The following is a 26,332-nucleotide window of genomic DNA, read 5'->3' as shown; positions in this document are numbered from 1 at the left end:
CGGGCTGCAGTCAATCGACCGAAAAAATTGTGACATTTTTGCGATCGCAACGCTTGATTTTTTCTTGCGCGAAAGCATTATGGGTAACAGGGATAGATCTGCCGAACTCGGTAGAAGACCGGACCGGGCGTAAAACACCCATTGCTGTTCAGTCAGCCAGTATTCGTTGCGACCTCAGTGTTCCGGGCTTTACAAGCAGTTGGCATCTTCCCTAAAGGGCGCCCTACCTTTTACAGCAAACCGCGATAGCGGCCTGCAAGGTTTCTATTAACCGGAGGTAATGCCCATGAAATCTGCGCCTTACGATAACATCGTGTTCCGCGACATCGACAAATCAGCTGCCCTGGCTGATACCGTCTCAAAAAAACTCGACAAGCTGGAACGTTATTGTGGCGACATCATCAGTAGTCGGGTGGTTCTCGAGGCCCCGCACCAACACAAACACAAAGGCAAACAGTTCAAGGCCTCTGTAGAGCTGGCGCTTAGCGGCAGTCCCCTGACCATCAGCAACGAGGATGAGTCCATTCATCGCGCGGTCAATGCCGCCTTTGCCTCCGCCGAGCGCTGCCTGAAAGAGCGCGGCGATCGCCGCAAGGCGATGCGCTACCAGAGCGTGGCTGTCCCCGAAACCGAATAAATTCCAAGCTGCTCGATCATTGTGCAACGCCGGGTTGCCGTTCACGTGGTGAGCAGATAATGCCCAACAAATACCAGCGAGGGCGATGCAACTGCATCGCCCTCTTCTGTTTTTTGGGCAGCTAGTGTTTTGCCTAACTGGCGGGAGTACGCATTGTGACAAACTCCTCTGCAGCTGTCGGGTGGATACCGATGGTCTGATCAAAAGTCTCCTTGGTGGCACCTGCCTTGATCGCAATTGCAATGCCCTGGATGATCTCGCCGGCCTCCGAGCCCACCATATGTGCACCGATCACCTTGTCGCTGCGCGTATCCACCACCAGCTTCATCAGGGTGCGCTCCTCGCGACCGCTCACTGTGTTGCGCATGGGACGAAACTCGGATTTGTATATCGTCACGGGGACACCCGAATCCCGCGCCTCTTCTTCCGAGAGCCCCACGGTGCCGATATTCGGCTGGCAGAAAACCGCTGTGGGGATGTTGTTGTAATCGATCTCGGCCGTCTCCCCTGTCTGCCAGTGCTTCACAAGGGCCATTGCCTCCGCGAGCGCCACTGGTGTCAGCTGGGGCTCGCCCGTCACATCCCCGAGGGCATAGATCGAGTGAACGTTGGTGCGGAAATTATCATCGACAGAGATAGTGCCATCCCGGTGCATGACGACACCCAGGTGTTCCAGCCCCAGGCCGCGGGTATTGGCGACACGCCCGGTCGCGTACAGCACCGCATCCACCGCCAACGGTGATCCCTCCGCGGAGTGGACCAGCAGGGAGCCGTCATCCTGCTTCTCAATGGCCTCAACCTGCTGATTGAAATGCAGGTGGACTCCCTTCTTGCCCATTTCATCCCGCACAAAGGTGCGGATGTCACGGTCGAAGCCACGCAGGAAAAGATCGCGCCGATAAGAGAGATGGGTTTCTGCCCCCAGCCCAGCAAAAATACCGGCAAACTCTACCGCAATGTAGCCCCCGCCAACCACGAGCACCCGACTCGGGAAATCATCAATGGAGAAGATCTCGTTGGAACTCAGGACATGCTCGCGGCCGGGAATATCCGGTATAAAGGGCCAGCTTCCGGTTGCGACCAGTATCCGCTCGGTGGTAATTCGCAGATCGCCGATCACGACAGTGTGGCGATCTTCGATTCGCGCCCGGCCATCGAAGACAGTGACACCAGCATTCGCCAGCAAGTTGCGGTAAATACCATTGAGCCGCGTGATTTCAGCAGCGTTGTTGTCTCTCAGAGTGGGCCAGTCAAAGGTCGCGCCCTCATTCTGCCAGCCATAGGCCCTGGCATCTTCGAATGTCTCACCGTAGCCACTGGCATAGACGAAAAGCTTCTTCGGCACACAGCCGACGTTGACGCAGGTACCGCCCATATAGCGGTCCTCGGCCACTGCCACCCGCATGCCCGAGGCAGCGGCCATCCGCGAAGCCCGCACGCCGCCGGAACCGGCGCCAATCACAAATAAATCGTACTCAAAATCTGCCAAGGCTCACTCCTAAATCCTTCGGTCAATTCCCGTGATGGGCTGATGGACAGTGTAAAAAACTCACTCATAAAGTCGAGAATTCATCAAAAAGCGTAAAAAAAGAGTACCCATATCAGGCAATTGGCACATATGTGACTTTCATCACAAAAACCCGATTGACACTCTTTTGGCGTTTCGTTATTCATGTGATGTTTATCACAAAAAGTTGCCTGCTAGCGACAACAACAAACATAGGCACATAGCAATGAACTCTCATTCTCTCCCTCTTCAGCGAGCCCTGTGTTTCCTCTGCCTGCTGTTTATCTGCGGTAACAGCAACGCCAAGACTCACCCCTCCTACCTCACGCCAGCCTATTGCGATGGCCTTGTGGAGCAGTTTGTAGACTCGGGGATGCGCAGTCTCGGCACCTATGTAAACGAGCATTTCAACCCGGAGTACCGGGGTGGCATTCGCAACACGATCCATTTCCTGGATCAGCGCATCGAATGGTTGAATGAATGCAACGACTATCTGCTCGACACAAACAAGAGTACGGTCTTTTATAGCGAAAAGCTCACCCGGGATATCTTTGCGGCTATCCAGGCCCTCTCGCGGGAGTTGCAGCACGTACGTCAGGGAGTGGAATATCCCGATGACACTGGGGCCAATAATCCGGCTCCATTCATCAAGGAGCGTTACGTCGAGCTGGCGGAACTGGTGGATCAGCACCACACCCGGATGTTGATGAAAAAGCAGTTTCAGTGAGTGGGTCCCCGATACGGCTGGCGCAGGCCCGCCGTATCGCCCCGGCGCTCACTGTTTGTCCAGGAACGCTTTCAGACCCTGTAGCTGCTGACCGAGAACCTGCTCCACGGGGCCAGCCAGCGGTGCCAGATTGAGCCCCGGAGCCCCCCAGACCTGATATTCCCACGTCAGTACAGCCCCGGATTCCGCCGGCGTAATACGCCAGTGCATCAGGCCGTTCACCGGCAGGCTCTGCAGCGGCCCCAAGCCCCCGGCCAGTCGCACCTCCCGATCCTCGCGCGCAAAAATCACCCGCAAGTGCTCCACCGAGGAATCCTCCCAGCGCTCGCAGAAGCAACCCCCGGCCCGTAACTCCATGCTCAGGTTCTCAGCCGCACCCGAATAGGTGTGGTCCGCACTCCACCACTCGGGGAGCTGCCCCAGGGCCCGGTAAACTGCCGCATTATCCGCCGCCACGCTCTCCTCAAAACGGATAGTGAAAGAGGAGTCGGCCTGCTGTATGACCTCGGCATAGCCTTCGCCGGGGGACGTGAGCGCCAGCGCCCCGGCGGTCGCGAGAGCGCGGCATCCTTGAGAGAACCCCATAACCATCTCCTTTGTCGCGCTGAAACGCTCAGCGCTTGTCCTGGCTCGCACCCATTTCCTCGCCCTGCTTCATCGCCATCCGCAATTCCGCAGCACGATTCGGGTCACGCCCCAATAACCGCTCCTTGAGGCTACTGGCAACCCGTTTGGTCACGGCACTCAGGCGGGGACGCTGCTTCTCCGAAAAAGGTACCGGGCGACAGCTATGCATCGTGGCGAGCCCGATCCGGGCCATAAACAGGCTGGCCCCCATCCCCTGTCCGAGTCTGGCCGAGACAGTGCTGAGCATGCTGTCTCCAACCAATTCTGGCCAGAGCTCGCTCACCGCGTACTCACTGGCGCCACTGTAGGCGACAAGGGTGAGGACTTTTTTGAACAGCCGCCAGCGCACGACAACGGATGGACGCACGCCATAGATCTGCGCAACATCATCAATCATGCGCATGGATTGCCTCAGGGCCACCAGAATATCCAGGGTGGCAAACGGACTGAGCCCCACCAGCGCACCGGTGGCACTGGCCTGCCGCACGACCCGGCGCAGAGCCTCCTGGTCGAGAGCCTCGAGGAAAGTGAGCTCGACATGATTCAGCAATTCGCTGCCGTCGTAGTAGTCCGGGGCTTCATCCAGCACACGGCTGAGCAGTGCGCCCTGGGGCTTGCCTTGGAAATGCTCGGCGAGTTCCCGTCGAAACGGCGCCACCGATTCCATCGAACGGCAGTCACGCAATTCCTCGGCCAACTGCCTAGTGTCCTCGAGCTTGCGCAGCGGGCGTCCGGCCCGGAAGTATTCCCACACGGCACTGACAATGGTGATCACCAGGGCACCAATGACGGTGCCGGCCAACACCCCGAGGGTCCAGTGTCGATCCATAGCCCAGGTAAAAAACTGGTGAAGCTCCCAGGCCACTGCGCCACCGGCGAGGCCGAGGGCGGCAAAAAATGCCGGCTTCCACAATCGCAGGCGGAAAGCAGGCAAACGGAGTTCAGAAAACGCCACCCGGTCCGGCAGAGATTCCCCGGTGGTGATCGAGCGGGGAAGGTTCTCGGGTTCGTCCGCCAGTGTTTCCACCCGGGTCGCACCCCGCTCGCCGCGCTTCACTTCGGGCTCATCGAGGCTCTCGATCCGGGTCTGGCGACGGTCGGCCCGGTTTTCGCTATTCATCAAACTTTGTCTCCGAGCAGGAGGTTGAGTAACGCATCCACGCGAATATGGGGAATGCATTCACCGGCCGCCATACCCGCGGGAGGTCGCAATTGCGGTGGTGCGGCGCCATCGTAATGCTGCCAGCCGTCCCCCTCGCCCGGGAGCTGGGAAAAGATCTCGGCGTTTTCAAACCCCAGGTAGCGTCCATCAAGGCCATGCCCCACTAACATGCGCCGCCCATCGCGCAGGGTCTCATTGGAGCAGCGCACTGCGGAAATAGCCTCACAGAACAGAGGCAGCCCCTGATGGCGGGCACCGGTAAAGGCCTGCTGCAGCTGGCTACCCAGCAGCTGGCGCAGCGCATCGTGATCGGCTGCCAGTACCTGGTCCACCTTGGTGGCGGCAAATATCAGGCGGTCAATACGCGGCCGCCACAACTTGCGCAGAAGGTTCGATCCCCCGTAACGGAAGGTATCGGCAATGTGCCCGAAGGCCAGCCGCATATCGTCGAGGGCCTGCTCTCCTGCGTAGAGTGTGCCGATCATATCCACCAAAACGAGCTGGCGATCCAGGTGACGGAAATGACTTTCGACAAAGGGTGCCACCAGGTCGTCCACATAGCGGCGGTAACGGCGGCAGAGGTATTGGTAAGTGCTATCTTCCGGCAGCGCTTGCAGGGCTTCGTTGCTATGACCGCGCAAGTCCAGTAGTGGCAGAACAAGGTAGTTTTCCCGGTCGAGCAATGCGCGCCCCGGCTGCAGGTAGCTGAGCCGACGGTCCGAGCGGCACTGGACAAGAAAGTCCCGGTACTCCCCCCAGAGGGATTCCAGCCGCTCGGGTTCTGCCGTGGCCGACGGAGACAATGCCGCCAACTCGGACATCAGCCGGGGCGCCAGCCCCGCCCGGGCATCACCATCGATAATATGGTGCTGGTGACGGCACCAGTCGGCATAGCTCATGCCCAGTAGCGGCAGGTCCATGAGCCATTCACCGGGATAGTCCCGCAACTCTATTACGACGGTCCGGCGACCCGAGCGACCGAAGCGGCGGGTGCGCAAATGAATATGGAGCTCCATTGCGGAGACATCCCGGGTGCTCTGGGGCCAGCGAGGCGGCTGATCGAGGAGGGCCTGCAGACACTCCTGATAGTCAAACATTGGCAGGTCGGTATCCAGCGCAGGCTTCAGTTCGGCTCCCAGCAGATCACCGTTCAGCGCCGGACCGAACCCCGGCAGCTGGGCTTTCTGCGGATGGCTCAGCTGGTAGATAAGACTGGTGAGAAGAGTGGACTTGCCCGCCCCACTGAGGCCGGTGATGCCGATACAGACACGTCGGTCCAGTAACCGCTCAGCGGCCCAGTGGGATTTCTCCCGGGCACCACGACGTAAACGCCGCCATTTTTCCTTGAGTTTGCCTCCTCCGTCGGAGCCGGTCTTGCCGGCTCCCGGCGCACTCTCTGCCATAGGCCATTCCATCTGGATCTGGCGGTGCCTGTCACCGCCTGCAGGAACTGAGAATAACAGCTAAAGGGGCATCCCAGCATCCCAGCATCCCGCCACAATCATCTTGCCCACACCCTTTACGCCTCAGGCCGCAGCGTTTGAAACGCAGTGCGGCGGCCACACGGCCGCCGCACTCATCTGGCGCAGAAGCGCGCCAGGTCCAGGTCAATCCACCAGCGCGATATCCCCGGACCCCATCACCGAAAAGGAGTCGGAACCGGGGCGACGCAGAACGACATCACCGGAACCCATCACTGCGCCCTCAGCCCGGTCAGCCTGCAGGTTGCGGCCGACGAAGTCTCCCGAGCCCATGATGTTGATGCGAACAGTACCCACCCGACCATTGATGACCATGTCGCCGGAACCTTTGATGTCGGTCTCCAGGTCCTCCCCGGCAAAACTGTCAAATGCCAGGTCGCCGGACCCACGGATGGAGGCCTCCGAGCGTACGGCGAGTACCGTGCCCAGGGCTAGGTCACCGGAACCGGTTACCGCGGCAACCAGGGACTCCGCCGCGACCTTTTTCACCACCAGATCACCGGATCCGGTGACTTTCAGCACCAGGTTCTCACTCTCCAGGGTTTCCGCAGTGGCCTCACCGGAACCGGTAACCTCGACCGCCTCAATCTCCGGCAGCGACACCCGGTAATCTACCGACTGTCCGTCGCTGACCGTGACCACGCCAAAAAAGCGCTTGTGAGTGGGCTCCACCCACAGCTTGAGGGTGTCGCCTCTCACTTCCGCCCGTGCCAGGGCCACCGCTTCAGGGGCGCCAGAAGCGACCACAGAGAAGCTGTCTCCCTGCACGATCTCCAGTGAAGAACTCCCCTGCAGGTCAATACGGGTAAAGCCGGACAGCTCAAACACCTGCTCTATCTTGTCCTGCGCCAGGGCGGAGGACCCCAGGGCGCACAGCACTAGGGTCAGGGCCGCCAGGGCGGCATTGAAACGGGTCAGAAGGGCCATGGGTTTATCTCTCATTACAGTTCCTAGATACACACAAGACGCAGCCAGTGGCCGATTTGGATGCAGGCGGAGCCGGATTCTTTAAAATCAGCCGCAATCGGCCTCGCGGTAGCCCGCATCCACCAGAGCCGCACGGACCCTGGCGGCCTCTCTGGCAAGCTCCTCGGCCTCGGCAGGCCGCTGCTTGGAGAAATCGAAATCACTCAGCTCCTCGACCGGAATCAGGTGAATGTGGGTGTGCGGCACCTCCAGGCCAGCCACCATCACCCCCACCCGCTTCGGGTTGTACACCGTCTTCAGGCCTTTGGCCACTCGCTGGGCGACGTGCATCAGGTGCGCGGACAGATCCTCAGGCACCTCATCCCAGTGATTGATCTCCTCCACGGGGATCACCAGACAGTGGCCGGGCTTGATGGGGGAAATGGTCATGATCGCCACCACCTTGTCATCCCGCCAGATAAAGTGTCCTGGCAGGTCGCCATTCATGATCTGGGTAAACACGCTCGCCATGGTGATTGGTTCTCCTCGAATCCGTGTGCAAAGTGATCCCGGCGCTGCCAGAGCCGCGCACCGGTATTAATCAGACCACAGAGTCTACCAGCTTCCCCGGCTTACGCAGCTGCTGTTTGACTCCGCTAACCGGCACTTTCCATGCCTGCGAGGAAATTGCCACGGCAACTGATCACTGACCGTCCAGACACGCCCTGTGGAGCGCCAACCCGAGGAAGCAAGTGACAATTTTCTGACAAGCCATTGGCAGCTACCGGCGGTTGTCCTAGTCTGCCTGCCAATCGAGAGAGCGCAGTCGCCAGATCACTCTCGGGCCCAGAGCAGCGGAAGCTGGAAGTGACAGCGGAAGGGATAGCGGAGGGGACCCACAGGCGGCAGCAAAGCGCCAGATGCGGTATTTGATGATTTCGCGGTAATCGATTGCATTCAGGGACAGGTTACGTATCAGCAGCGGGTTGGATCGCGAGGCCACAGGGAAAGATGGCTGGGACGATTTCGACAAGAATCCGCTCTCGAACCTACTGGGGGATTCAATAGATGGCTACGCTTTTGGACCAGGTCGGCGGCAGCCGATTTGTAAACGACACGGTGGCGGAATTTTACGGCGCCGTCGCCCAACACTTCTGCGATGTGGATACAGCCGACCATCGCAAACAGCAGAGCCGGCAGGCTCAGTTTCTCAGTCACGCCCTGTCCGAGACGCCGGAACCGGTGCGCTCAAGCCGCGCCAGCTTTCTCGCCCGGGGCGTCAATCCGACACTGTTCGAAGCCCTGCTGGAGTTCCTTGAGGCCCGCCTCACCGAACTGGGTTTCTCCTGCCAACTGAGCAGCGCCCTGGTGGAAAGCGCCAGCACCCTTTACAGCGACTGTGATCCGGAGATGGCGATCGCCTGCTGACCCGCGCGGTTGCGACATGGCGGAGCGCTCAATACAATGGCGCTTCGCAGCCTTTATTCCCCGTCTGCCTTCCTGCATTCGGTAAGCGCTACTCCATTCACACTTCATTCTCAGAGATTTCCCCATGAAGATTGCCAACCACTCCGTAGTGGAGATGCACTACACCCTGAAAGATGCTGAAGGCACTGTCATCGACTCCTCCTCCGGCGGAGAGCCGCTCAAGTACCTGCAGGGTGTCGGCAACATCATCCCCGGACTGGAGCGCGAGATGCTCGACAAGAGCGCCGGCGACAAGTTTACTGCTGTGATCCAGCCGGAAGAGGCCTACGGCCCGCAAAACCCCGAGCTGATCCAGACCCTGCCCCGCAGCGCTTTCGGCGGCGTTGAGGAATTGAAAGTGGGCATGGCTTTCCGCGCCCAGAGCACTGAGGGCCAACCGATCGAAGTCGAAATCATCGACATCGACGGCGACAACGTCACCATCAACGGCAACCACCCGCTGGCTGGTGTCGAGCTGCACTTCGAAATTGAAGTCGTCGCTGTACGTGAAGCCACTCCGGAAGAGATCGACCACGGCCACGTGCACTGATCTCCCAGCGGCGGCCACGGCCGCCGCAACCCCCTTCCTGCCCACGCTATCCCCCTCCCCATATAGTCCCTGACTTTGCCGCCACTGCGTTGCATCGCTACCATTCACAGGTCATACCGCCACGGATCCTGAATGCCTCGCTCCCGGCCCCGGAAAATCATCCTGTTTGATAGCGTCTGTAACCTGTGCAATGGCTGGGCTCGCCTCGTGCTCAAGCATGACCGGCACGCACTCTTTACCCTGTGCCGTGTACAATCCCCCGCCGGCCAGCAGCTACTGGCGGAATTGGGTCGCCCCCTGGACACCTTTGACACAGTGCTCTATCTGGAGCAGGACGACGCTGGCCGTCTGCGGGTGCACGAAAAGAGCACTGCCGCCCTCAGGGTGATCGGGCAACTGCCTGCACCATGGGGTGCGCTGGCACTCTTTCGTATCGTGCCCCGGAGCGTCCGCGACTGGCTGTATGACAAAGTAGCGCGCAATCGCTACCGGCTGTTTGGACGCCTGGAGGAATGCCGCCTCCCCACAGCGGCAGAAAAGCCAAGATTTCTTGAAGAACTTGATGAGAATGAAGCTGACTGAGCAATATCGACAACGGTTCGGCGGTATCGCCCGGCTATACGGTGAAACCGCACTGGAAATACTGAATGCGGCGCATTTCGTAGTCATCGGCATCGGTGGCGTTGGCAGCTGGACTGCCGAGGCTCTCGCCCGCTCCGGTGTGGGCAACCTCACACTGATCGACCTGGACGATGTCTGTATTACCAATACCAACCGCCAGAGCCACGCACTGCAAAACACTATCGGCCAGATCAAGGTCGATGTGACCGCCGACCGCATGCGTCAGATCAACCCGGAGATCCACATCGAGACCATTGAGGATTTTGCCGGCTCGGACAATCTGGCAGAACTGCTGGACCCCACTGCACGACCCATCGATATCGTCATCGATGCCATCGATGCCGCCCGCGTCAAGGCGGCGCTGGTGGCCTACTGCAAAGCCCGCAAGATGCGCCTGATCACGGTCGGTTCCGCTGGCGGCAAGAGAGACCCGGGCCAGATCACCAGTGCGGACCTGGGGCGGACGACCAATGACCCGATGCTGGCGAAGGTGCGCCAGCACCTGTACCGGTTCCACAACTTTCAGAAATCCCGCAAGCGCCAGTTCGGCGTCGACGCCATTTATTCCACCGAACCCATGGTCTATCCCCAGCCCGACGGCCAGGTCTGCCAACAAAAATCGACCATGCAGAACGGCGTCAAGCTGGACTGCAGCGGAGGGTTTGGCGCGGCGACCATGGTGACCGGAAGCTTTGGCTTTGCCGCCGCAAGCCGCGGCATCGAGCGACTGCTCCAGAAAAGGTAAAGAGAAAAACAACAGGGCTGCCGGCGGAATAAGCGGAAAACCCCTTCCTTTCCCGCTGGCTGGTACTCACTGTTCCGTCTCTACAAAACGAAGCACCTGGGCCAGCAATGCGTAAAAGCCGTTGCTGCGCGACTGACTCAAATGCTGGCGAAGGCCGAGATCGGCGAATAGCCCCTCGAGATCGAGACTGGCGATCTCTGCAGTGCTGCGACCATCGACCTGCGACAGCAGCAGCGCCGCCAGCCCCTTGACCACCCGGCTGTCACTATCCACGGCAAAGAAGTGGTTGCCGTCCTCCCGCCGATGCACCAACCAGGCCTCCGACTCACAGCCCCGCACCAGATTCTGCGGCTGCCGGATCGCGGCCTTCGGCGCGATCGACTTGCTCCAGCGCATCAATTCCCGGTAGCGGTCCTGCCAGCCTCGCTGCGCAGCCAGCCGCTCCACACGCAACGCGGAGAGGTCATCACCCTGCCAGTCGCCTGAATCCGAACCGACTGGTTGCTTGCTTGCATCGATGCGCTGGAATTCCCGCACGGCATCCAGAAACGCCTCACAGTCCTGCCAGGTGGTGTACCCGGCCACCGATGCGCGCACGGTGGCGCCCTCGCCCGCGGCCTGGATCAGGGGCTGGGCGCAGTGATGCCCCACCCTTACCGCAATATCCCGGCCATCGAGCCAGTGCGCCAGATCCGCCGGTGCCGCGTCGACCGGTGCGAAAGCGACAATGCCAAGATTGTGCTGGGGCTGGCTCAGCAAGCGCAGATGCGGGAGCTGGGTCAGCTCCCGGTGCAGTCTCTGCACCAGCTCCTGTTCATGGGCCGCCATCGCGTTCCTGTCCTGCCCCTGTAAAAAGGCAAATGCCGCATTGAGCCCCGCCAGGGCTCCCAGGGGTGAGGTGCCGGCCTCGAACTTGTGCGGCAGGTCCGCGTACTCGCTGTGGTAAAGCCCAACCTCCGCGATCATCTCGCCACCGCCCTGCCAGGGTGGCATTTCAGCGAGCAAGGCCTCACGACCGTACAGCAGGCCCACGCCTGTGGGGCCGTAAAACTTGTGCGCAGAGCAGACGAAAAAATCGCAACCGATCGCCTGCACATCCACCACCTCGTGCGCTGCGAGCTGGGACCCGTCCACAATCCAGTGAAGCGACCTGTCGCGAAGCTGCGCGGCCACCGCAGAGAGATCCGGGCGCAGGCCCAGAGCATTGGAACCTCCGGTGAGCGAAACGATGCGGGTGCGCTCATTCAAGACCTCGCCGAGCCGGTCAAACTGGGGCACGCCGGCGGTGTGCGGCACATAGCGCAGCTTGAGACGGTATCGCTCTGCCATCATCTGCCACGGCACAAGGTTCGCATGGTGCTCGATGGTCGATAGCACGATTTCGTCACCGGGGCGCAGGCCGACGCAGAGGCTGTTGGCAAGCAGGTTGAGCGCTTCTGTGGCTCCGCGACAGAAAACCAACTCCCGGCTGGAATGCGCATTGAGAAACGCTGCCGCCTGCGCCCGGGTTTGCTCCACCATTTCCGTCGCCCGTCGTGCAAGACGATGACTGGAGCGATGGGTGTTGGCGTTGTTGCGACGATAAAAGTCGGCAATGGCATCGATGACCGCAGCTGGTCGCTGCGTGGTGGCGGCGTTATCCAGGTACACCAGACCGCGGTTTTCCGCCTGCTGGAAAAGGGGGAAGCAGCGGCGGAATTCTTCCGGGGAGTAAGTGGATCGACTCATAGAGAAAACCGTTAGATGGAAAACAACCGTTCGGTATTCTGCCGGGTCTGCAGTGCAACCTCCTCAACAGAGATCGAGCGCAGTTCCGCCAGTACAGCGGCGATATCCGGAAGAAACTCGGGACTGTTGCGTTGCCCCTGGCGTCCGCACAGTGGCATATCGGGAGCGTCACTTTCCAGCAGCAGGGATTCCATTGGCGCGGCGGCAACAGCGCGACGGGTCTTGGCCGCCCGCTCGTAGGTAATGGTGCCGCCAACTCCGAGGTGAAACCCAAGCTGCCAGTATTCCCTGGCAATTTCCTCGCTGCCACTGAATGCGTGAATCACACCCCCTCTCGGCGGCCGCAAATCCTTGAGAATGCGCAGCGCCTCCGCATGATATTTGTGCACGTGCACGATTACTGGCAGATCCAGGTCACAGGCGGCAGACAACTGAAGCCGGAAAATCAGCTCCTGCCTGTCCAGGGGCACGCTGATTTCCTTGTCGAGTCCGCACTCTCCAACCGCAATGCAGCTTGAAAGTGCGCCCCGGGACAGCAGCCGCCTTTTCAGCTCATCTGGCTCCAGTGCCAGCTCTTCAACCCACCAGGGGTGCAGCCCCGCTGCGCCATACCAGCCGGGCTGCCCTTCAACCAGTGCAAACAGGGTTTCCCACTGCGCCACACTCACTCCCGGAATCACCAACCCGGCCACCCCACGGGCGCGGCAGCTTGCCCAGACGGCATCCCGGTCATCAGCGAAGGCATCAAAATCAAAATGGCAGTGGCTATCGATCAGTTCCAAATCAAACCCGCTTTCGGTCCGGTTGTTCCCCGCAGTTTAACACCTGGCACTGCCCGGCAGACCCGCGACATCAGTCACGGTAGAATGCCGCCCTGGTTTAGCGGAGTGCCATTTTGATTGAAGCTTTATTGCCACTGATTCTGTTTGTGTTTTCCACCAGTATCACCCCCGGCCCCAATAATATGATGATTATGGCCTCTGGCCTGAACCACGGCGTGCTGCGATCGCTGCCGCACTTTCTGGGCATTTGCCTGGGTTTCCCGGCCATGATCATGGCCATCGGCCTGGGGCTGGGTACACTGTTCGAGCAATACCCGCTGCTGCACCAGATCGTTCGCTGGGCGGGTATTACCTACCTGCTCTACCTGGCCTGGGTCATCGCAGGCACCCGTTCGGTGGACCGCAAGGAAAGCCATTCGCCATTCACTTTCTGGCAGGCGGCAGCCTTCCAGTGGGTCAACCCCAAGGGGTGGGTCATGGCGGTGGGCGCGCTGGCTGCTTTTTCCACCCCCGGGGGCAGCGCCTGGCTGGATGCGGGCCAGATTGCCCTGGCCTTCATTTTCGTCGGCGGCCCGTGCATCACCATCTGGATGCTGTTCGGTGTGGGTATGCAGCGTCTCCTGCGCGAGCCAGCCCACCTCCGGCGTTTCAACATCGCCATGGGCCTACTGCTGGTTGGCAGCGTGATCCCCATGGCGCTCGACTAGCTGCTTCACCGACTGTTGTCGCGACTCTGTCTGGCCCCCGCCCGGGGCAGGTGTTTCCACGCATCCTGCCCTACCCACCCTTGAATCCTCTCCACCCCATCCCAAGGGTTGTTGGTGCAGGCGGGGCAAGATGCCCCACTCAAGCCATTCACTCACATTGAGGAGGCTGATATGGATATGAAAAAACTCGCACCATGGAACTGGCTGAAGGAAGAGCAGGTGTCTTCACCCGCTGGCCTCGACGGCACTTCTGAGCCGCAGCGACATGCCTCGGCCATGGCCAGAATGTACGACCGTCTCGACCAGATGTTTGATGAGCTGTTCCACGGCGCGGCCGGGAAACATGACAACCCCTCCGGTATCCGGGCCGAAACCCTGCTACTGAAGCCGAAGGTCGATATCGCGGCAACCGAGCACGCCTATACCATCTCTGTCGAGGCCCCGGGAGTGCAGGAAAAAGATATCCAGCTGGAATTGCTGGGCTCCACCCTGACGATCAGCGGCGAGAAAAGACGATCACATCAGGAAGGTGACGAGGCCCATTTTTATCGGGTAGAGCGGAGTTTTGGCACATTCCAGCGCATCCTGTCGGTGCCGGCTGACGCGGACCTGGAAGGGATCGAAGCGAACTTTAGCAACGGCTTGCTGGAGGTTCGCCTGCCCAGAATTCTCGAGGAGAAACAGAAAGGCAAGAGGATTGATATTGCCACACCAGCCTGATGACACCCTGCGATGGAACAGAGTGACTTTCTCCACTGCGGCTACCCGGGCCGGGTTGCCGCCTTACGCCAACCCAGTGAACGCCGACAAAAACAGGAGGTATTCATGCAGTTCTGGAAAACGCTCGCCGCGGCATTCACCCTTGCCATGTTCAGTACCCCCGGCTCCGCAGCGATTGACGGAGTGAAGGCGACAGGCAACGTCCGCTATGTGTCCGGGGGCGTTGGCGAGGCAGAGCGTCGCGAGCTTGAGAGCGCGGCCGGGGCTTTCGACCTGAAGGTCCAGCTCGCATCGGCTTCCGGGGCCTTTCTAGCCAACACGACCGTGCGGGTCTTCGACCAGAGTGGCCAGCAGTTGCTCGCCACGCGCACCCGCGGCCCCCTGCTTCTTCTGGACCTGCCCACGGGCCGCTATCGCATAGAGGCCGAGCATCACGGTCACAAACAGGGCGCCTGGGTCAAAGTCGATGAGAGCGAGGGAATCAAACCGCTGACGCTCTCCTGGGCCCAGTGACCCGGAAGAGGAAAAGCCCTGCTAGACCAAAGCCCGTTCAGCCCTCCAGAGCCGAGGGCTGATTTTTTGACTGAGCGGCCCGCTCGGCCCGGCCCACTTCCAGTTCCACGCGAAAGTTCTTGACCATTTGCTTGAGGAACAGGCGCGGGGCCAGTTTATACAGGTAGGCCCCCAGCAGTGATTTGTCGAACGGGAAGAGACGCTCTTTACCCTGCTCCAGAGCGGCGACAATACGCTTGGCCATCCATTGCGGCGTCCGCACCTGCCCTATGGTGCTCTGTTTGTGCTTTGCGCGGCCGCCGTCTCCGGAGAGGGCGTTGTTCTCGATGTTGGTGGCGACGAAGCTCGGGTAGACCATCAGCACCCGAACGCCCTCTTCCCGCACCTCTTCGCGGAAGGTCTCGAAATACTGGTGCAAAGCTCCCTTGGCCGCACAGTAACCCGCGCGTCCCAGCACCGGCATCCAGCCGGCCATCGAGCTGATATTCACCACACAGCCTCCTGCACGACGGAGCGGATCCAGCAATCCCTGGGCCAGCTCCACCGGAGCGTGGTAGTCCACCGCCATCACCCGGCGAATCACCCGGTTGCTGGTGACTGTGGACAGGCTGCGATGGGTGATACCGGCGTTGTTGACCAGTAGATCCACCCGCTCAAACTGTCTTCGCAGCTCTTCAACCAGTCTGGCAACCGCAGACTCATCGGAGAGGTCGGCGACAAAGGCCTGGCCCTCGATTCCCCGCTGGCGCAACTCCTGCACGCGCTGGTCCAGTGACTCCTGCTCGATATCAATCAGGGCAAAGCGGGCGCGATGACGCTCCGCCAGGGCGTTCACCGTGGCCCACCCCAGTCCACCGGCAGCACCGGTGACCACAAAGACTTTTTCTTCGCTCACGCAGCGCCCTCCGCCACCTGGCCGGCCGTCTCGGACACTTCAATACCAAGCGCTTCCCGGGCGAAATACGCAAACGCCTCCGCAGACGTCTTCTGCGGGACGAAACCCAGCTCCTCTTTGAGCTTGCGGTTCAACAGCACCGGGCGGTACTGCAGGAACACCACCTGCCCCGGTTGGTTATCGGTGAGATGCAGGGCATAACCAATCCCCAGCAAAAACTTGACCAGCCAAACTGGCGGACGGCGCAGCGGCTTGCCCAGCTGTCGGGCGATCTCTTCCGGCGTCAGGGCCCCGTCACCCGCCAGGTTATAGGCCCCCGCTGCATCGCGGCTGACACCAAATTCGATGGCGCGGATGACGTCCTGATCCCAGATGAAAACGAAAGGAGAGTTGTGACCACCCGGATCGACGATCGCGCTGCCGGAGAACAGCTTGGCAATTTTGTTGCTCGTGCCGGATCCAACGATCGAGCAGGGCCGGAACACCAGCTGCTTCAGCTTGGGGAAGCGCTCCCGGTAGGCAGCCAGCATTTCCTCCACCAGCCGCTTGTGATCGGAGTAACCGAACTCGCGATTACCTCGCAGGCGATGGTGTTCCTCGAGCCACTCGGGGTTGTCCGCGTAGTAACCATAAGCCGCGCCGCTACTGGTCACGGTGATGTGCTGTACACCGGCGTAGACGCAGGCCTTGAGCACATTCTCGGTGCCCTCCACATCGATCCGGTATTCCTTTTCCCGATCGCGACCTGCCGACATCACTGATGCCAGGTGCACCACATGGGTAATGGACTCCGCTCGCATCAACTCCCCGAGAGCGGGGTCGCAGATATCGAGGGTGAAAATGGGGAATTTGGCCGGGCGTGAACGGATATCCACCCCCACTACAGACATTTCCTTTGCCAGCAACTCACCAAGCTGCAGGCCAACGTAACCGGCTGCGCCGGTAATCAGCACTTTCTTCTCACTCATAAAAACTTCTTTTTCTTATCGGTTTTGAAATTCCGGTGCTCCGGCCGGGGCGGCGACGGACTGCGGGCCGCTTTTGTTCCTGTCCCCGTGTTTCCAGATACCTGCCAGCGCCAGTCCCGCGACCAGGTGCCACACACCCCAGAAACCGGCCACCACCAGCATTTCACCGGCAGCCGGGTAAAAGGTGAAGAGGATGGCCAGGGCGAGGCCGGAGTTCTGGATACCCACCTCCATCGTCACCGCGCGACGGTCTGCTACTGGCAGGCGCATGACACGGCCACTGCAATCGCCAATCCAGAACGCAAAGGCGTTATGCGCCACCACCAGCAGCAGCACTGCGCCAGCCACCTCAAGAGCGGTCTGCCAGTGTTTGGAGAAGGAAATCACCACGAACAGCAGGAACACCAGCAGGGACGCCGAGCGGAAATAGCGTTCACTGGCCTGCACGAATTTCGGGAAGCGCGCGCCGACCACCATACCCACCACCATCGGCAGGGCCAGCACCAGCAGCACCAGAGTAATCATGCTCTCTGCCGGCAGGGCGATCTCCTGCAACAGTGCGCGGGTATCGGGGTTCAGGCTGCCGTAGAGGGCAAAGTTGAGCGGTGTCATCACCACCGCCGCAACGCTGGACACGGCCGTCATGCTGACGGAAGTGGCCACATTGGCCCGACCGATCCAGGTCATCACATTGGAGAAGGTGCCGCCGGGGCAGCAGGACACCAGAATCATGCCCAGCGCCAGGCCCGGCCTCACATCCAGCAGGTAGGTGGCCAGGCAGGTCAGTGCCGGCAACAGCAGAAACTGGGCAATCAGGCCGGTCACCGGTGCCACCGGACGACGCAACACAGCGGCAAAGTCCGCCGGGCGCAGCCCGAGGGACACGCCAAACATCATGAAAGCCAGAACCGCGTTCAGCAGCAACAGTGCCGCCGGCGACATCTGGAAACTGCTGACCGCCGACAGGGTATCGTCCACTATGCCGCTCCCGCGCTGGTTACCAATTGCTCAGTATCCCGCGCCGGCAGATCCTTCTTCAAGTCTGCGGTGTGACTACGCAGTGCCTTGAGGTAGCTGTCTTTGTGCACGTAATAGGCCATGCGCTCCAGATCCAGGTAGTTCATACCCCCGTCCTCGCGCATCAGGGCTTTCTCGTGCTTAACCTTGCGTAGCGCTTCGGCAGAGCTGGCGCCGTAGGACAGCTGGCGGATGTAGAGAGCCACCAGTTCAGCCTGCTCGTTGCGCCCTTCCCAGCCGAGGCCGGCGGCTTCCACCATGCCCATGAGGAACAGGTTGTCGTACTCCGGGTGGAAGACATTCAGGTAGAGTCGCGGGGCGAAACCCTGCCAGTTCAGGTGCTCGGCATCGATGAATGGGTAGTGGAGCTTGTAGCCGGTGGCCAGCAGGATCATGTCGTAGTCTGCGCTGGAGCCATCCTTGAAGGTAACGGTGTGACCCTCAATCGCGGCGATGTCCTTGCGCGGTTGGATATCCCCGTGGCCGATATGGTGCAGGATCAGCGAGTTGATCACCGGGTGGGACTCGAACATCTTGTAGTCCGGCTCCGGCAGTCCGTACTGGCTGGGGCGGCCCAGCATCAGCTTGCTCAGGGCCGCACTGATGCGCTGCTGCAGCCAGCGGGGCAGCTTGATCTTGCCGCCGACGGCATCGGTCGGCTTGCCACCGATAAACTTGGGCAGGAAGTAATATCCCCGGCGGAGGCTGATATCCACGCTCTTGGCCCGGTGCACGGCGTCCACGGCAATGTCGGCGCCACTGTTGCCACAGCCCACCAGCAGCACCCGCTTGCCCTCGAACATGGCGGGATCGCGGTAGTCCTTCGAGTGCAGCAACTCACCGGCAAATTCACCGGGCAGCTGGGGCATATTCGGGTGGTGGAGGGTGCCGTTGGCGATCAGCAGGCCACCGAAGATGCGGGTCTGCTCCTCACCATTACAACGGGTGGTGATTTTCCAATCGGTGCCGTCGCGCTCACAGCGGACGACTTCGGTATTGAACTCGTACAGGTCGTAAAGGCCAAACTCCCGAGCGTAATCATGGAAATATTCCTTCAGCTCCTCGTGGTGAGGAAACTGGGCCACCGAGTCCTTCATCGGGAACTCGGCAAACTCTGTCATCTTCTTGGAAGAGATCAGGTGAGCCGATTCGTACATGGTGCTGGTGGGACTGTCGATATCCCATAGCCCGCCCACGTCACTGTGAATCTCGAATCCCACGCAGGGGATACCGTGTTTATTCAGGTTGCGCACTGTGCAGAGGCCCATGGGGCCCGCGCCAATCACCGCATAAGGTTTCATTGTTATTCTCCCACTGGCACTGCTTTAGTGCCCGGCAATATACCGTGACAACCCCACTGCATGTCGTCATAATCGGGCAACCATTGGTTAATTCCGGACAGCAGTTGTGAAACCGGTAGACAGTAGAACCGTCACCCTCAGTTATTCCCGGGCCATTCTGGCGGCATTAGGTAGTCTGGGACTGGACTCCCCCAGAGCTGCCGAGCCTCTTTTGTCCGGGATAGACGAAAATGACAGGGTCCCCATGGAGGTTCAGGAACAGTTCTGGACCGCCCTTGCCGACACCCACCCCGACCCGTTGCTGGGCATCAGGATCGGCCAGGCCATGCAGACTACCCAGATGGGACTGGTGGGCTACCTGTTGATGACCCAGCGCACTCTCGGGGAGGCCATCAATCAGCTGCTGACTTACCACCCCCTAGTGGGCGAAGGCGGCCAGTTTGAGCTCCGTCGCGGCGCTCACCACGCAGATCTCTGCTACCAGCCCAACTATCTCCGCTGCGCCCGGCTGCGGGTCGAAACCGTGCTCTCTGCCTGCCTGGCCCAGACCCGGAGCATGACCGGCAATCAGTTCAAAGCCCAGGGCCTGCTTCTGGCCTATCCCGCCCCGTCCCTGGCAATACAGCAACAGTACCAGAACCTGCTGCAGACGCCGGTGCAGTTCAATGCCCCGGTGTCCGCCATACGGTTGCGGCCGCAGGACCTGGAAATCCCGCTCGTGGCGGCGGACCAGCAGGTAATGGCGCGCCTCAAACCCGAGGCAGATGCCCTGCTCAAGTCCCTCACCCACAAGAGCCTGCAGCTGCGCGTGGCCCACCTGCTACAGCAGGAACCACAGCTGACCCGTGAACAGGTAGCCAGCCGGCTGTGCATCAGCCCGCGGCACCTGGGCCGCAAGCTGCAGGAGGAAAATGCCAGCTTTCGCTCGATACAGGATGAAGTCAGGAGCCACTACGCGTGCCAGTGGCTGCGCCAGAAAGACCGCAACAACGCGGAAATTGCGGCAGCCCTGGGCTATTGCGACGAGAGCGCTTTTGGCAAGGCGTTCCGACGCTGGACAGGCCTCTCACCCAAGGGCTACCGCAGTCAGAACACTTCGGACTGAGCCGCTGCGAGGAACGCCTCCAGCCGCGGCAACAGGGGCGCAAGGGACTTGTAGCGGGATTCATCCGGAGACAGGCAGGCCACCGCTTCGGCCAGGCTCGCCACTGCCCCCGGCACGCGGCACAGGTCCTGGAGAGGGTTCAGCGTCACACGAATGGTAAAGACCACCGCACCTGACTGCGGCAGCCGGCGCAGGGACTGGCGCTCCACCCGCAGATACAACTGCCCCCCCTCACCCGCAGAGCCGCCGCGCTGCAGGAGCTCCGGAGAGCTCACCACCGACCAGTTACTGCGCCAGACGGGGTAGTCCGCCAGAAGGTGATCGAAGAAGCGTGCAACCTGGGCAGAGAGCCTGTCGGCAAAACCGGGCACCGGTTTGTGAATCAGGTCCAGGGGGCGGCCAATCTTGTCCTCGAGGCGCCAGTAACTGGGGGCCGCCAGAGAAGCAGCGGTCAGTTCGTAGCCGTGGGCACCGGGCTGCAGGATGCAGAGGTCATCCGCCACCCACAGACTGGCTGCCCACAGCGGTGCCGCGCTGTCGGCCAGGGGCCAGTGGAGTGCCGCACCGCCCCGTCGCCATTTCAGCAGATTCCCGGCAAGGCTGTAGTGCGGGTAGTGATCCCGACAAAGATGGCGGAGCAATAATGCCCGCAACTCCTCCTGCGCCTCCAAAGACCGGGGCAGAGCCGCGAACACGCGCTCGCCAAGGCGACGCCGGGCTGTCAATTTGTTGTGGTGATAGTGGTGCAGACCATAACAGGGCTGTATCCAGGAGGCGGGAGCCAGGCGCTGCAACCCCATGTGCACCATCTCCCGATGCCGCATAAAGGGCAGCAGGAGAGGTTCGGGCTGTGCAAAGCGCCTGTCTGTGTCACCAGCTGGGTGCGGCAGAGCCGCACCGCGGGGGTTCATAACCGAATCAGAGTGCAGCAGTGGCCCGGGCAGAGGCAGCGCGCAGGGCGGCAAGATCCTCGACCCAGACGATATCGGCCGGTGCCACTCGCTGGCCGGTCGCTCCGGACAGGGTATTGCTCAGCTGACGCAGCTGTTCAGCCTTGGCAATGCCTTCCTCGAGAGGCATTTCAACCCATACCTGACCTTCCTGGTCGACTACGGTGCGCACATCCTCCTCGTCGGTCGCGCTCAGGTGGCGATCAATGGCAGAGGTACCACCGGCCGGCAGGTAGATAGTGCCATTGGTGAAGTCGACCGCAAACGCCACGATGCCCGGCAGAATACCGAACAGCAGTGCCGCACCATCGAGAACCACCACCACGGGATCCACACGCCCCCCGGTCTGGCCCTTGCGCTCGGGATACAGGAAGTATCCACAAGCTGTCAGGTTGACAGCGAATGCGAGCAGGCAGCTGGCGGCAATGCCGCGTTTCACAGTCTTTTGCATCTCTCTTCTCTCGATTGTTCTGGGGATATGGGGCGGGCGGCAACCGCGATTGCGCGACTTTCTCTCTGCCCCCGTCCCGGGTGAAAGTCGCCAAGCTTACCGAAAGGTCGGCCAGGCGGAAAGTAGCGCCAGGCACATGGCGTGAGGCACAGGTCGCAAAGCAGTGACGAAACAGTCGAGGGAAGCGCGCGCCTCTGGTTAAATCAGACCATAACGAAAAAAGGAGAACGCCATGCAGGCATTCGCAAGCCCAAAATCCACTGTGGCCACCCTGGCCGCGCTACTGATCACCGCGATATTCGTCACTGCCTGCGCCGCACCCGGTCAGACCCGCCAGGACCAGCGCCAGCATATCGACCGCACCGAGCAGGCGGTATTGACCGAGCTGTTCCAACTCAAGCCCGATCTGCGTAACGACCTGGCCCGGGCCCCGGGCTATGCCGTATTCAGTAATGTGAACGTCAACCTGCTGCTGGCCAGCGCGTCTACCGGTTATGGCGTGGCCGTGGACAACCAGACCCGCCAGCGTACCTACATGAAGATGGGCGAGCTGGGGGTTGGCCTGGGCTTTGGCGTCAAGGATTTCCGCGCACTGTTCCTGTTCGACTCCCCGGAAGTCATGGATCGCTTCGTGAACCGCGGCTGGTCCTTTGGTGGTCATGCCGATGCGGCGGCCAAGGCCCAGGACAAGGGCGCGGCAATCGGTGGCGAAGTCGTGGCGGACGGCATGCGGGTCTACCAACTAACCGAGAGCGGCATCGCCCTCCAGGCGACCCTGAAAGGCACCAAGTTCTGGAAGGACAACGAGCTAAACTGAAGTCGACCGGGGGCACAGCCGAGCGCCGGCAGCCCCCGCACGCAATTCCAGTACAGCGGGCGGCTGCGCGACGCAATCGAACAAAACTCAACCAATCCAGCGCCAATCCCGGAACCTGCGGCGCGCACATCGCTCACACTGCCTAAACTTTAAACAGCACCTGCTGCGGAATGTCAGGGAGCAGTAACCGATTTCTGAAAGTGCGGGATCGCGCACTTGTGGTCTGACCAAGGCAGTCAGCAGTCGCCAGGGTATCTACAGCGGAAATTCGATGGAGCAGTAGTCGTGGCAGGTGCCGCCAGGGAATGGCTAAGGCACGGTATCGTCCGCGGTACCGTGCTTTTTATTTGCCCCCTGCCCCCCGCACCGTATTGGCCGCAGACAACCCACCTGCAAAAAACCCGCACTTGCCTGTATGCTTGCCCGATTCATCGAACGGGAGTCCTCTCAATGCATATCACTTGCGCTTTTGACAGCGGTAACATCGAGGTCGTCAACGCCGACAGCAACCCCATGGAACTCGCCATCCGGCGCGACAATAATTCCGACTTCTACCAGTGGTTCCATTTCCGCCTTGAAGGCGACCCCGGCAAACAGTACCCAATGCGCATCACCAATGCAGGCAAGGCAGCGTATCCGGAAGGCTGGGAAAACTACCGTGTCTGCGCTTCTTACGACCGACACAACTGGTTCCGCATCGGCGCTGAATACGATGGCAAGGTGCTGGATTTCACCGTTGAGCTGGATCAGCCGAGCATCTATCTCGCCTATTTCGCCCCCTTCTCCTGGGAGCGTCATCTGGACTTGGTCGCCTGGGCGCAGGGCAGCGATCTCGTGCAAGTAGAAACCCTGGGACAGACCCTCGACGGACGCGACATGTCCCTGCTAACCATCGGCGACGCCGACACAGCCAAGCGCCGCGTGTGGATGATCGCTCGACAGCACCCGGGCGAGACCATGGCGGAATGGTTCGTCGAGGGCTTTCTCGACGCGCTGCTGGACGAGGCCAACCCCACTGCCCGCACCCTGCTGGAGGACACCGTCTTCCACGTTGTGCCGAACATGAACCCGGACGGCAGCGTGCGCGGCCACCTGCGCACCAACGCCGTCGGCGCCAACCTGAACCGGGAGTGGCTAGAACCCAGCATGGAGCGCAGTCCCGAGGTGTACCTGGTGCGGCAGAAGATGCTGGAGCTGGGTGGCGATATGTTCCTGGATATCCACGGCGACGAGGCCCTGCCCTTCAACTTCGTGGCGGGCTGCGAAGGCATCCCGGGTTACGATGAGCGCCACGCCAAGCTCGAGGACACCTTCAAGCAGGCGTTTGTCGCCGCCAACCCTGACTTCCAGATCGAGCGCGGCTACGAGCTCGACAAGCCAGGCGAGGCGAATATGACTGTGGGCACCAACTGGTGCGGCCACCAGTTCCGCACCCTGGCCCTTACCCTGGAAATGCCCTTCAAGGACAACGAAAACCTGCCCGATCCCATCGAGGGCTGGTCGCCGGCCCGCAGCCAGCAACTCGCCCGGGACATCCTCTTCCCGATCCGGGAAACCCTCAAGATCCTGTGATCCTGTGCGCGGCAGAAACCACCGCTGCCGCGCAAAACACAAAATTCTCTGCCCGCGGCCGGATATTCAGCACAGAATCATTCGGCCAGCGGCGCCGTTTTTGTTAACTTAGGCGCCGATAAGAACATGACAGGTAGCAATCCATGCAAATTTCCACCTTCTGGCGCGGTCTCGGCCTGACTGCCGCCATCGCAGGTGTTACCGCCTGCGGAAAGGACGCCTCTGCGCCCGCCGACACCACCCAAAGCGAAAGCCCGATCAAAGTCATGGCCGAAGAGCTGCACCAGCACGTCGCCATTCTGGCCTCTGACAAATTCCAGGGCCGGGCTCCCGCCACAGCCGGTGAGGAGCTGACCGTCAACTATCTGGCAGAACAGTTCGCAGCCGTCGGGCTGGAGCCGGGAGCCAGGGATGATCACGGTGAGCCCAGCTGGTTCCAGCAGGTGCCGGTGGTTGAGATGCAGATTCAATCCACGCCGATGAGTATTTCCGGTGAGGGCTTTGAGCAGGAGCTGCAGCCGATCAACGATATGGTGGCCTTCACCCAGCGCCAGACCGAGTCCTCCGCCATCGAGGACAGCGAGCTGGTCTTCGTGGGCTACGGTATCGTGGCCCCGGAAAACGACTGGAACGACTACGCCGGCCTCGACATGACCGGCAAGACCGCCGTAATCCTGGTCAACGACCCCGGCTACGCCACCCAGGACGAGACCCTGTTCAACGGCAATGCCATGACCTACTACGGCCGCTGGAGCTACAAGTTCGAAGAGGCTGCCCGCCAGGGCGCGGACGGCGCCATCATCATCCACGAAACCGGTGCTGCCGGCTATCCGTGGGAAGTGGTCAGCGGCAGCTGGTCCGGTGCTCAAATCAGCCTGGCCGCAGAAGACAACAATGCCGACCGGGTAGCGATCGAATCCTGGATCACCCAGGACGCAGCCCGCACCCTGTTTGAAGCGGCCGGCCTGGATCTGGACAGCGAGGTCACCGCGGCCCACCAGCGCGGCTTCAAGGCCAAGCCCCTGGGGCTCACTGCCAGCGTGGCACTGGAAAACAGCCTGCGCACCTCCAACTCCCGCAACGTGGTCGCCAAGCTGCCCGGCAAGAAGTTCCCGGAAGAGGCCATCATCTACACCGCGCACTGGGACCATCTGGGCGTCAATGAGAACGGCCAGGGGGAAGACCACATCTTTAACGGCGCCATCGACAATGCCACCGGCACCGCCGGCCTGATCGCCATGGCGCGCCAGGCTGTGGCAATGGGAGAGCGCCCCGACCGTTCCCTCGTGTTCGTGGCCGTCACCGCTGAGGAATCCGGCCTGCTGGGCTCCAAGTACTATGCCGCCAATCCGGTGGTTCCGCTGGAGAAGACTGTGGCCGGGATCAACTTCGACGCACTGGGCGTGCTGGGACCGATGCGCGACGTGGTTGTCGTGGGCTACGGCAACAGTGAGCTGGAAGAGCTGCTGGAGACGGCCGCCAAGGGGCAGGAGCGCTATCTGGCGCCGGAAGAACACCCTGAGCGCGGTTACTTCTACCGCTCAGATCACTTCAGTCTGGCGAAGAAGGGTGTGCCGATGCTCTACTTCAAGTCCGGCACAGACTCCATCGAGCACGGCCGCGAGTGGGCCCAGGCACAGGGTCAGGAATACCTCACCCACGCCTACCACAAGCCGGCCGATGAGTACGATCCGAACTGGAACCTCGAAGGCACAGCCATGGATCTGCAGCTGGGTCTGGAGCTGGGCCTGAAACTGGCCAACAGCCGCGACTGGCCCAACTGGTATGAGGGCAACGAGTTCCGCGCTGCCCGCGACGCCAGTGCCGACGCCCGCCAGTAAGCGGTGACATCAAGCACGAAAAAGCCCGGCATTGCCGGGCTTTTTTTCCTCTCTGGTGTCCCGTCTCATCAGACTCTCTTGGCCACCATCCAGTAAGCCACCCCCAGTGCAAGCACCGCAGCGGCAATCGCGAATATGTACAGCGCTTCGGTATCTGCGAGATCGAGCACGATGACTTTCCGCGCAATAGCCATCAATGCAGTGGCAAGCACCAGCTGTATCGGTATCACATTGGAGCCAAGATAAAGGCGGATATTGATAAAGATTTCGATGGCGATCAGCACCAGCATAAAAGCGCCGAACACATCGAATAGGTCATTGGGGTCCAGCAACCACAGCGGCTCCACCGCAAGCCGCTCGTAGATCACATACACCACGTCCGCTACCGACCACAGGATCACCAGTACCATCAGCACCGCCAGCAACCTGACGGAATTGCGAATCACGCCGTGCAGGATGCGGATCAGCGGATCCTCATGCTCTTTTGGCAGCTCCTCATGCACCAGCTGACTCTGTTCGTCGGCGTCTCCCATGC

Annotated in this window: 28 protein-coding genes; 13 read left to right on the top strand and 15 right to left on the bottom strand. The window is 60.9% G+C overall.

Annotated features, from left to right (window positions below; genetic code table 11):
• Positions 1 to 286: 286 nt before the first annotated feature.
• Positions 287 to 637 carry an HPF/RaiA family ribosome-associated protein gene (locus tag AWR36_RS14515; RefSeq protein ID WP_067086534.1) on the top strand — a complete coding sequence of 117 codons (351 nt, stop codon included), beginning with the start codon at positions 287 to 289 and terminating at the stop codon, positions 635 to 637.
• Positions 638 to 770: 133 nt separating this feature from the next.
• Here the strand turns inward: AWR36_RS14515 and gorA are convergent, their stop codons facing one another.
• Entirely contained in the window at positions 771 to 2,126 is a 1,356-nt protein-coding gene (gene gorA / locus AWR36_RS14510) for a glutathione-disulfide reductase (protein ID WP_067086530.1), read from the bottom strand.
• Between the two features lie 244 nt (positions 2,127 to 2,370).
• Here gorA and AWR36_RS14505 point away from each other — a divergent pair, with 244 nt between their 5' ends.
• Complete coding sequence (locus AWR36_RS14505; protein ID WP_067086525.1) at positions 2,371 to 2,871, top strand: hypothetical protein; 501 nt, start codon at positions 2,371 to 2,373, stop codon at positions 2,869 to 2,871.
• A gap of 48 nt (positions 2,872 to 2,919) precedes the next feature.
• Here the strand turns inward: AWR36_RS14505 and AWR36_RS14500 are convergent, their stop codons facing one another.
• The 5 genes from AWR36_RS14500 to AWR36_RS14480 all read right to left on the bottom strand — a co-directional run bounded on the left by AWR36_RS14500 (position 2,920) and on the right by AWR36_RS14480 (position 7,578).
• On the bottom strand, positions 2,920 to 3,456 hold the full coding sequence (locus tag AWR36_RS14500) for an SRPBCC family protein (RefSeq protein ID WP_067086522.1): 537 nt from the start codon (positions 3,454 to 3,456) through the stop codon (positions 2,920 to 2,922).
• Between the two features lie 28 nt (positions 3,457 to 3,484).
• Positions 3,485 to 4,618: a TIGR01620 family protein gene (locus AWR36_RS14495; RefSeq protein ID WP_082679637.1), complete on the bottom strand. Its 1,134-nt coding sequence runs from the start codon at positions 4,616 to 4,618 to the stop codon at positions 3,485 to 3,487.
• On the bottom strand, positions 4,618 to 6,063 hold the full coding sequence (locus AWR36_RS14490) for a YcjX family protein (RefSeq protein WP_067086519.1): 1,446 nt from the start codon (positions 6,061 to 6,063) through the stop codon (positions 4,618 to 4,620). Before AWR36_RS14490 ends, AWR36_RS14495 begins: the two co-directional genes overlap by 1 nt.
• A gap of 204 nt (positions 6,064 to 6,267) precedes the next feature.
• Entirely contained in the window at positions 6,268 to 7,083 is an 816-nt protein-coding gene (locus AWR36_RS14485; protein WP_067086516.1) for a GIN domain-containing protein, read from the bottom strand.
• A 72-nt stretch (positions 7,084 to 7,155) separates the two neighbouring features.
• Positions 7,156 to 7,578 carry an HIT family protein gene (locus AWR36_RS14480; protein WP_067086513.1) on the bottom strand — a complete coding sequence of 141 codons (423 nt, stop codon included), beginning with the start codon at positions 7,576 to 7,578 and terminating at the stop codon, positions 7,156 to 7,158.
• A 537-nt stretch (positions 7,579 to 8,115) separates the two neighbouring features.
• Here AWR36_RS14480 and AWR36_RS14475 point away from each other — a divergent pair.
• The 4 genes from AWR36_RS14475 (at position 8,116) to tcdA (ending at position 10,430) form a co-directional block, all read left to right on the top strand.
• Positions 8,116 to 8,475, top strand: a complete 360-nt coding sequence (locus tag AWR36_RS14475) for a hypothetical protein (protein ID WP_067086509.1) — start codon at positions 8,116 to 8,118, stop codon at positions 8,473 to 8,475.
• 124 nt (positions 8,476 to 8,599) lie between these two features.
• A complete protein-coding gene (locus tag AWR36_RS14470) occupies positions 8,600 to 9,064 on the top strand; it encodes an FKBP-type peptidyl-prolyl cis-trans isomerase (RefSeq protein WP_067086504.1) in 465 nt (154 codons plus the stop codon).
• 132 nt (positions 9,065 to 9,196) lie between these two features.
• Complete coding sequence (locus AWR36_RS14465; RefSeq protein ID WP_067086500.1) at positions 9,197 to 9,646, top strand: thiol-disulfide oxidoreductase DCC family protein; 450 nt, start codon at positions 9,197 to 9,199, stop codon at positions 9,644 to 9,646.
• Entirely contained in the window at positions 9,633 to 10,430 is a 798-nt protein-coding gene (gene tcdA / locus AWR36_RS14460) for a tRNA cyclic N6-threonylcarbamoyladenosine(37) synthase TcdA (protein ID WP_067086496.1), read from the top strand. Before AWR36_RS14465 ends, tcdA begins: the two co-directional genes overlap by 14 nt.
• A gap of 66 nt (positions 10,431 to 10,496) precedes the next feature.
• Here tcdA and AWR36_RS14455 read toward each other — a convergent pair whose 3' ends face one another.
• Complete coding sequence (locus AWR36_RS14455) at positions 10,497 to 12,158, bottom strand: aminotransferase class V-fold PLP-dependent enzyme (protein ID WP_067086493.1); 1,662 nt, start codon at positions 12,156 to 12,158, stop codon at positions 10,497 to 10,499.
• An 11-nt stretch (positions 12,159 to 12,169) separates the two neighbouring features.
• Positions 12,170 to 12,940, bottom strand: a complete 771-nt coding sequence (locus AWR36_RS14450; protein ID WP_067086489.1) for a TatD family hydrolase — start codon at positions 12,938 to 12,940, stop codon at positions 12,170 to 12,172.
• A gap of 113 nt (positions 12,941 to 13,053) precedes the next feature.
• Here AWR36_RS14450 and AWR36_RS14445 point away from each other — a divergent pair, with 113 nt between their 5' ends.
• The 3 genes from AWR36_RS14445 to AWR36_RS14435 all read left to right on the top strand — a co-directional run bounded on the left by AWR36_RS14445 (position 13,054) and on the right by AWR36_RS14435 (position 14,880).
• Positions 13,054 to 13,647, top strand: coding sequence for a LysE family translocator (locus AWR36_RS14445; protein WP_231745355.1), 594 nt, complete (start codon positions 13,054 to 13,056; stop codon positions 13,645 to 13,647).
• A gap of 171 nt (positions 13,648 to 13,818) precedes the next feature.
• A complete protein-coding gene (locus AWR36_RS14440; protein ID WP_067104734.1) occupies positions 13,819 to 14,367 on the top strand; it encodes an Hsp20/alpha crystallin family protein in 549 nt (182 codons plus the stop codon).
• 105 nt (positions 14,368 to 14,472) lie between these two features.
• Positions 14,473 to 14,880 carry a hypothetical protein gene (locus AWR36_RS14435; protein ID WP_067086482.1) on the top strand — a complete coding sequence of 136 codons (408 nt, stop codon included), beginning with the start codon at positions 14,473 to 14,475 and terminating at the stop codon, positions 14,878 to 14,880.
• 37 nt (positions 14,881 to 14,917) lie between these two features.
• Here AWR36_RS14435 and AWR36_RS14430 read toward each other — a convergent pair whose 3' ends face one another.
• The 4 genes from AWR36_RS14430 to AWR36_RS14415 are packed head-to-tail and all read right to left on the bottom strand — an operon-like array spanning position 14,918 to position 19,061.
• Positions 14,918 to 15,775, bottom strand: a complete 858-nt coding sequence (locus AWR36_RS14430) for an SDR family NAD(P)-dependent oxidoreductase (RefSeq protein ID WP_067086479.1) — start codon at positions 15,773 to 15,775, stop codon at positions 14,918 to 14,920.
• Positions 15,772 to 16,743 carry an SDR family oxidoreductase gene (locus AWR36_RS14425; protein ID WP_067086476.1) on the bottom strand — a complete coding sequence of 324 codons (972 nt, stop codon included), beginning with the start codon at positions 16,741 to 16,743 and terminating at the stop codon, positions 15,772 to 15,774. The genes AWR36_RS14430 and AWR36_RS14425 overlap by 4 nt, the downstream gene beginning before the upstream one ends.
• Positions 16,744 to 16,758: 15 nt before the next feature.
• On the bottom strand, positions 16,759 to 17,721 hold the full coding sequence (locus tag AWR36_RS14420; protein ID WP_231745354.1) for a bile acid:sodium symporter family protein: 963 nt from the start codon (positions 17,719 to 17,721) through the stop codon (positions 16,759 to 16,761).
• Complete coding sequence (locus AWR36_RS14415; RefSeq protein ID WP_067086473.1) at positions 17,721 to 19,061, bottom strand: flavin-containing monooxygenase; 1,341 nt, start codon at positions 19,059 to 19,061, stop codon at positions 17,721 to 17,723. The genes AWR36_RS14420 and AWR36_RS14415 overlap by 1 nt, the downstream gene beginning before the upstream one ends.
• Before the next feature lie 106 nt (positions 19,062 to 19,167).
• Here AWR36_RS14415 and AWR36_RS14410 point away from each other — a divergent pair, with 106 nt between their 5' ends.
• Positions 19,168 to 20,166 carry an AraC family transcriptional regulator gene (locus AWR36_RS14410; protein ID WP_082679635.1) on the top strand — a complete coding sequence of 333 codons (999 nt, stop codon included), beginning with the start codon at positions 19,168 to 19,170 and terminating at the stop codon, positions 20,164 to 20,166.
• Here the strand turns inward: AWR36_RS14410 and AWR36_RS14405 are convergent.
• Entirely contained in the window at positions 20,148 to 20,966 is an 819-nt protein-coding gene (locus AWR36_RS14405) for a heme-dependent oxidative N-demethylase family protein (RefSeq protein ID WP_067086465.1), read from the bottom strand. The two genes, AWR36_RS14410 and AWR36_RS14405, sit on opposite strands and share 19 nt — an antisense overlap.
• Positions 20,967 to 21,084: 118 nt before the next feature.
• Positions 21,085 to 21,567: a hypothetical protein gene (locus AWR36_RS14400; RefSeq protein ID WP_067086462.1), complete on the bottom strand. Its 483-nt coding sequence runs from the start codon at positions 21,565 to 21,567 to the stop codon at positions 21,085 to 21,087.
• A gap of 232 nt (positions 21,568 to 21,799) precedes the next feature.
• Here AWR36_RS14400 and AWR36_RS14395 point away from each other — a divergent pair, with 232 nt between their 5' ends.
• The 3 genes from AWR36_RS14395 (at position 21,800) to AWR36_RS14385 (ending at position 25,797) form a co-directional block, all read left to right on the top strand.
• Entirely contained in the window at positions 21,800 to 22,384 is a 585-nt protein-coding gene (locus AWR36_RS14395) for a lipid-binding SYLF domain-containing protein (protein ID WP_067086457.1), read from the top strand.
• 450 nt (positions 22,385 to 22,834) lie between these two features.
• Positions 22,835 to 23,956 carry a M14 family metallopeptidase gene (locus tag AWR36_RS14390; protein WP_067086454.1) on the top strand — a complete coding sequence of 374 codons (1,122 nt, stop codon included), beginning with the start codon at positions 22,835 to 22,837 and terminating at the stop codon, positions 23,954 to 23,956.
• 143 nt (positions 23,957 to 24,099) lie between these two features.
• The gene (locus AWR36_RS14385; protein WP_067086451.1) at positions 24,100 to 25,797 is read left to right on the top strand and encodes a M28 family metallopeptidase; all 1,698 of its coding nucleotides are present in this window, start codon (positions 24,100 to 24,102) and stop codon (positions 25,795 to 25,797) included.
• A gap of 68 nt (positions 25,798 to 25,865) precedes the next feature.
• Here AWR36_RS14385 and AWR36_RS14380 read toward each other — a convergent pair whose 3' ends face one another.
• Positions 25,866 to 26,330 (bottom strand): phosphate-starvation-inducible PsiE family protein, encoded by a 465-nt coding sequence (locus tag AWR36_RS14380; protein ID WP_176491151.1) that lies wholly within the window; start codon positions 26,328 to 26,330, stop codon positions 25,866 to 25,868.
• Positions 26,331 to 26,332 lie beyond the last annotated feature (2 nt).

The sequence above is a fragment of the Microbulbifer flavimaris genome, assembly GCF_001641755.2.
GTDB lineage: Bacteria > Pseudomonadota > Gammaproteobacteria > Pseudomonadales > Cellvibrionaceae > Microbulbifer > Microbulbifer flavimaris.
This window is presented reverse-complemented; position numbering and strand designations above follow the sequence as displayed.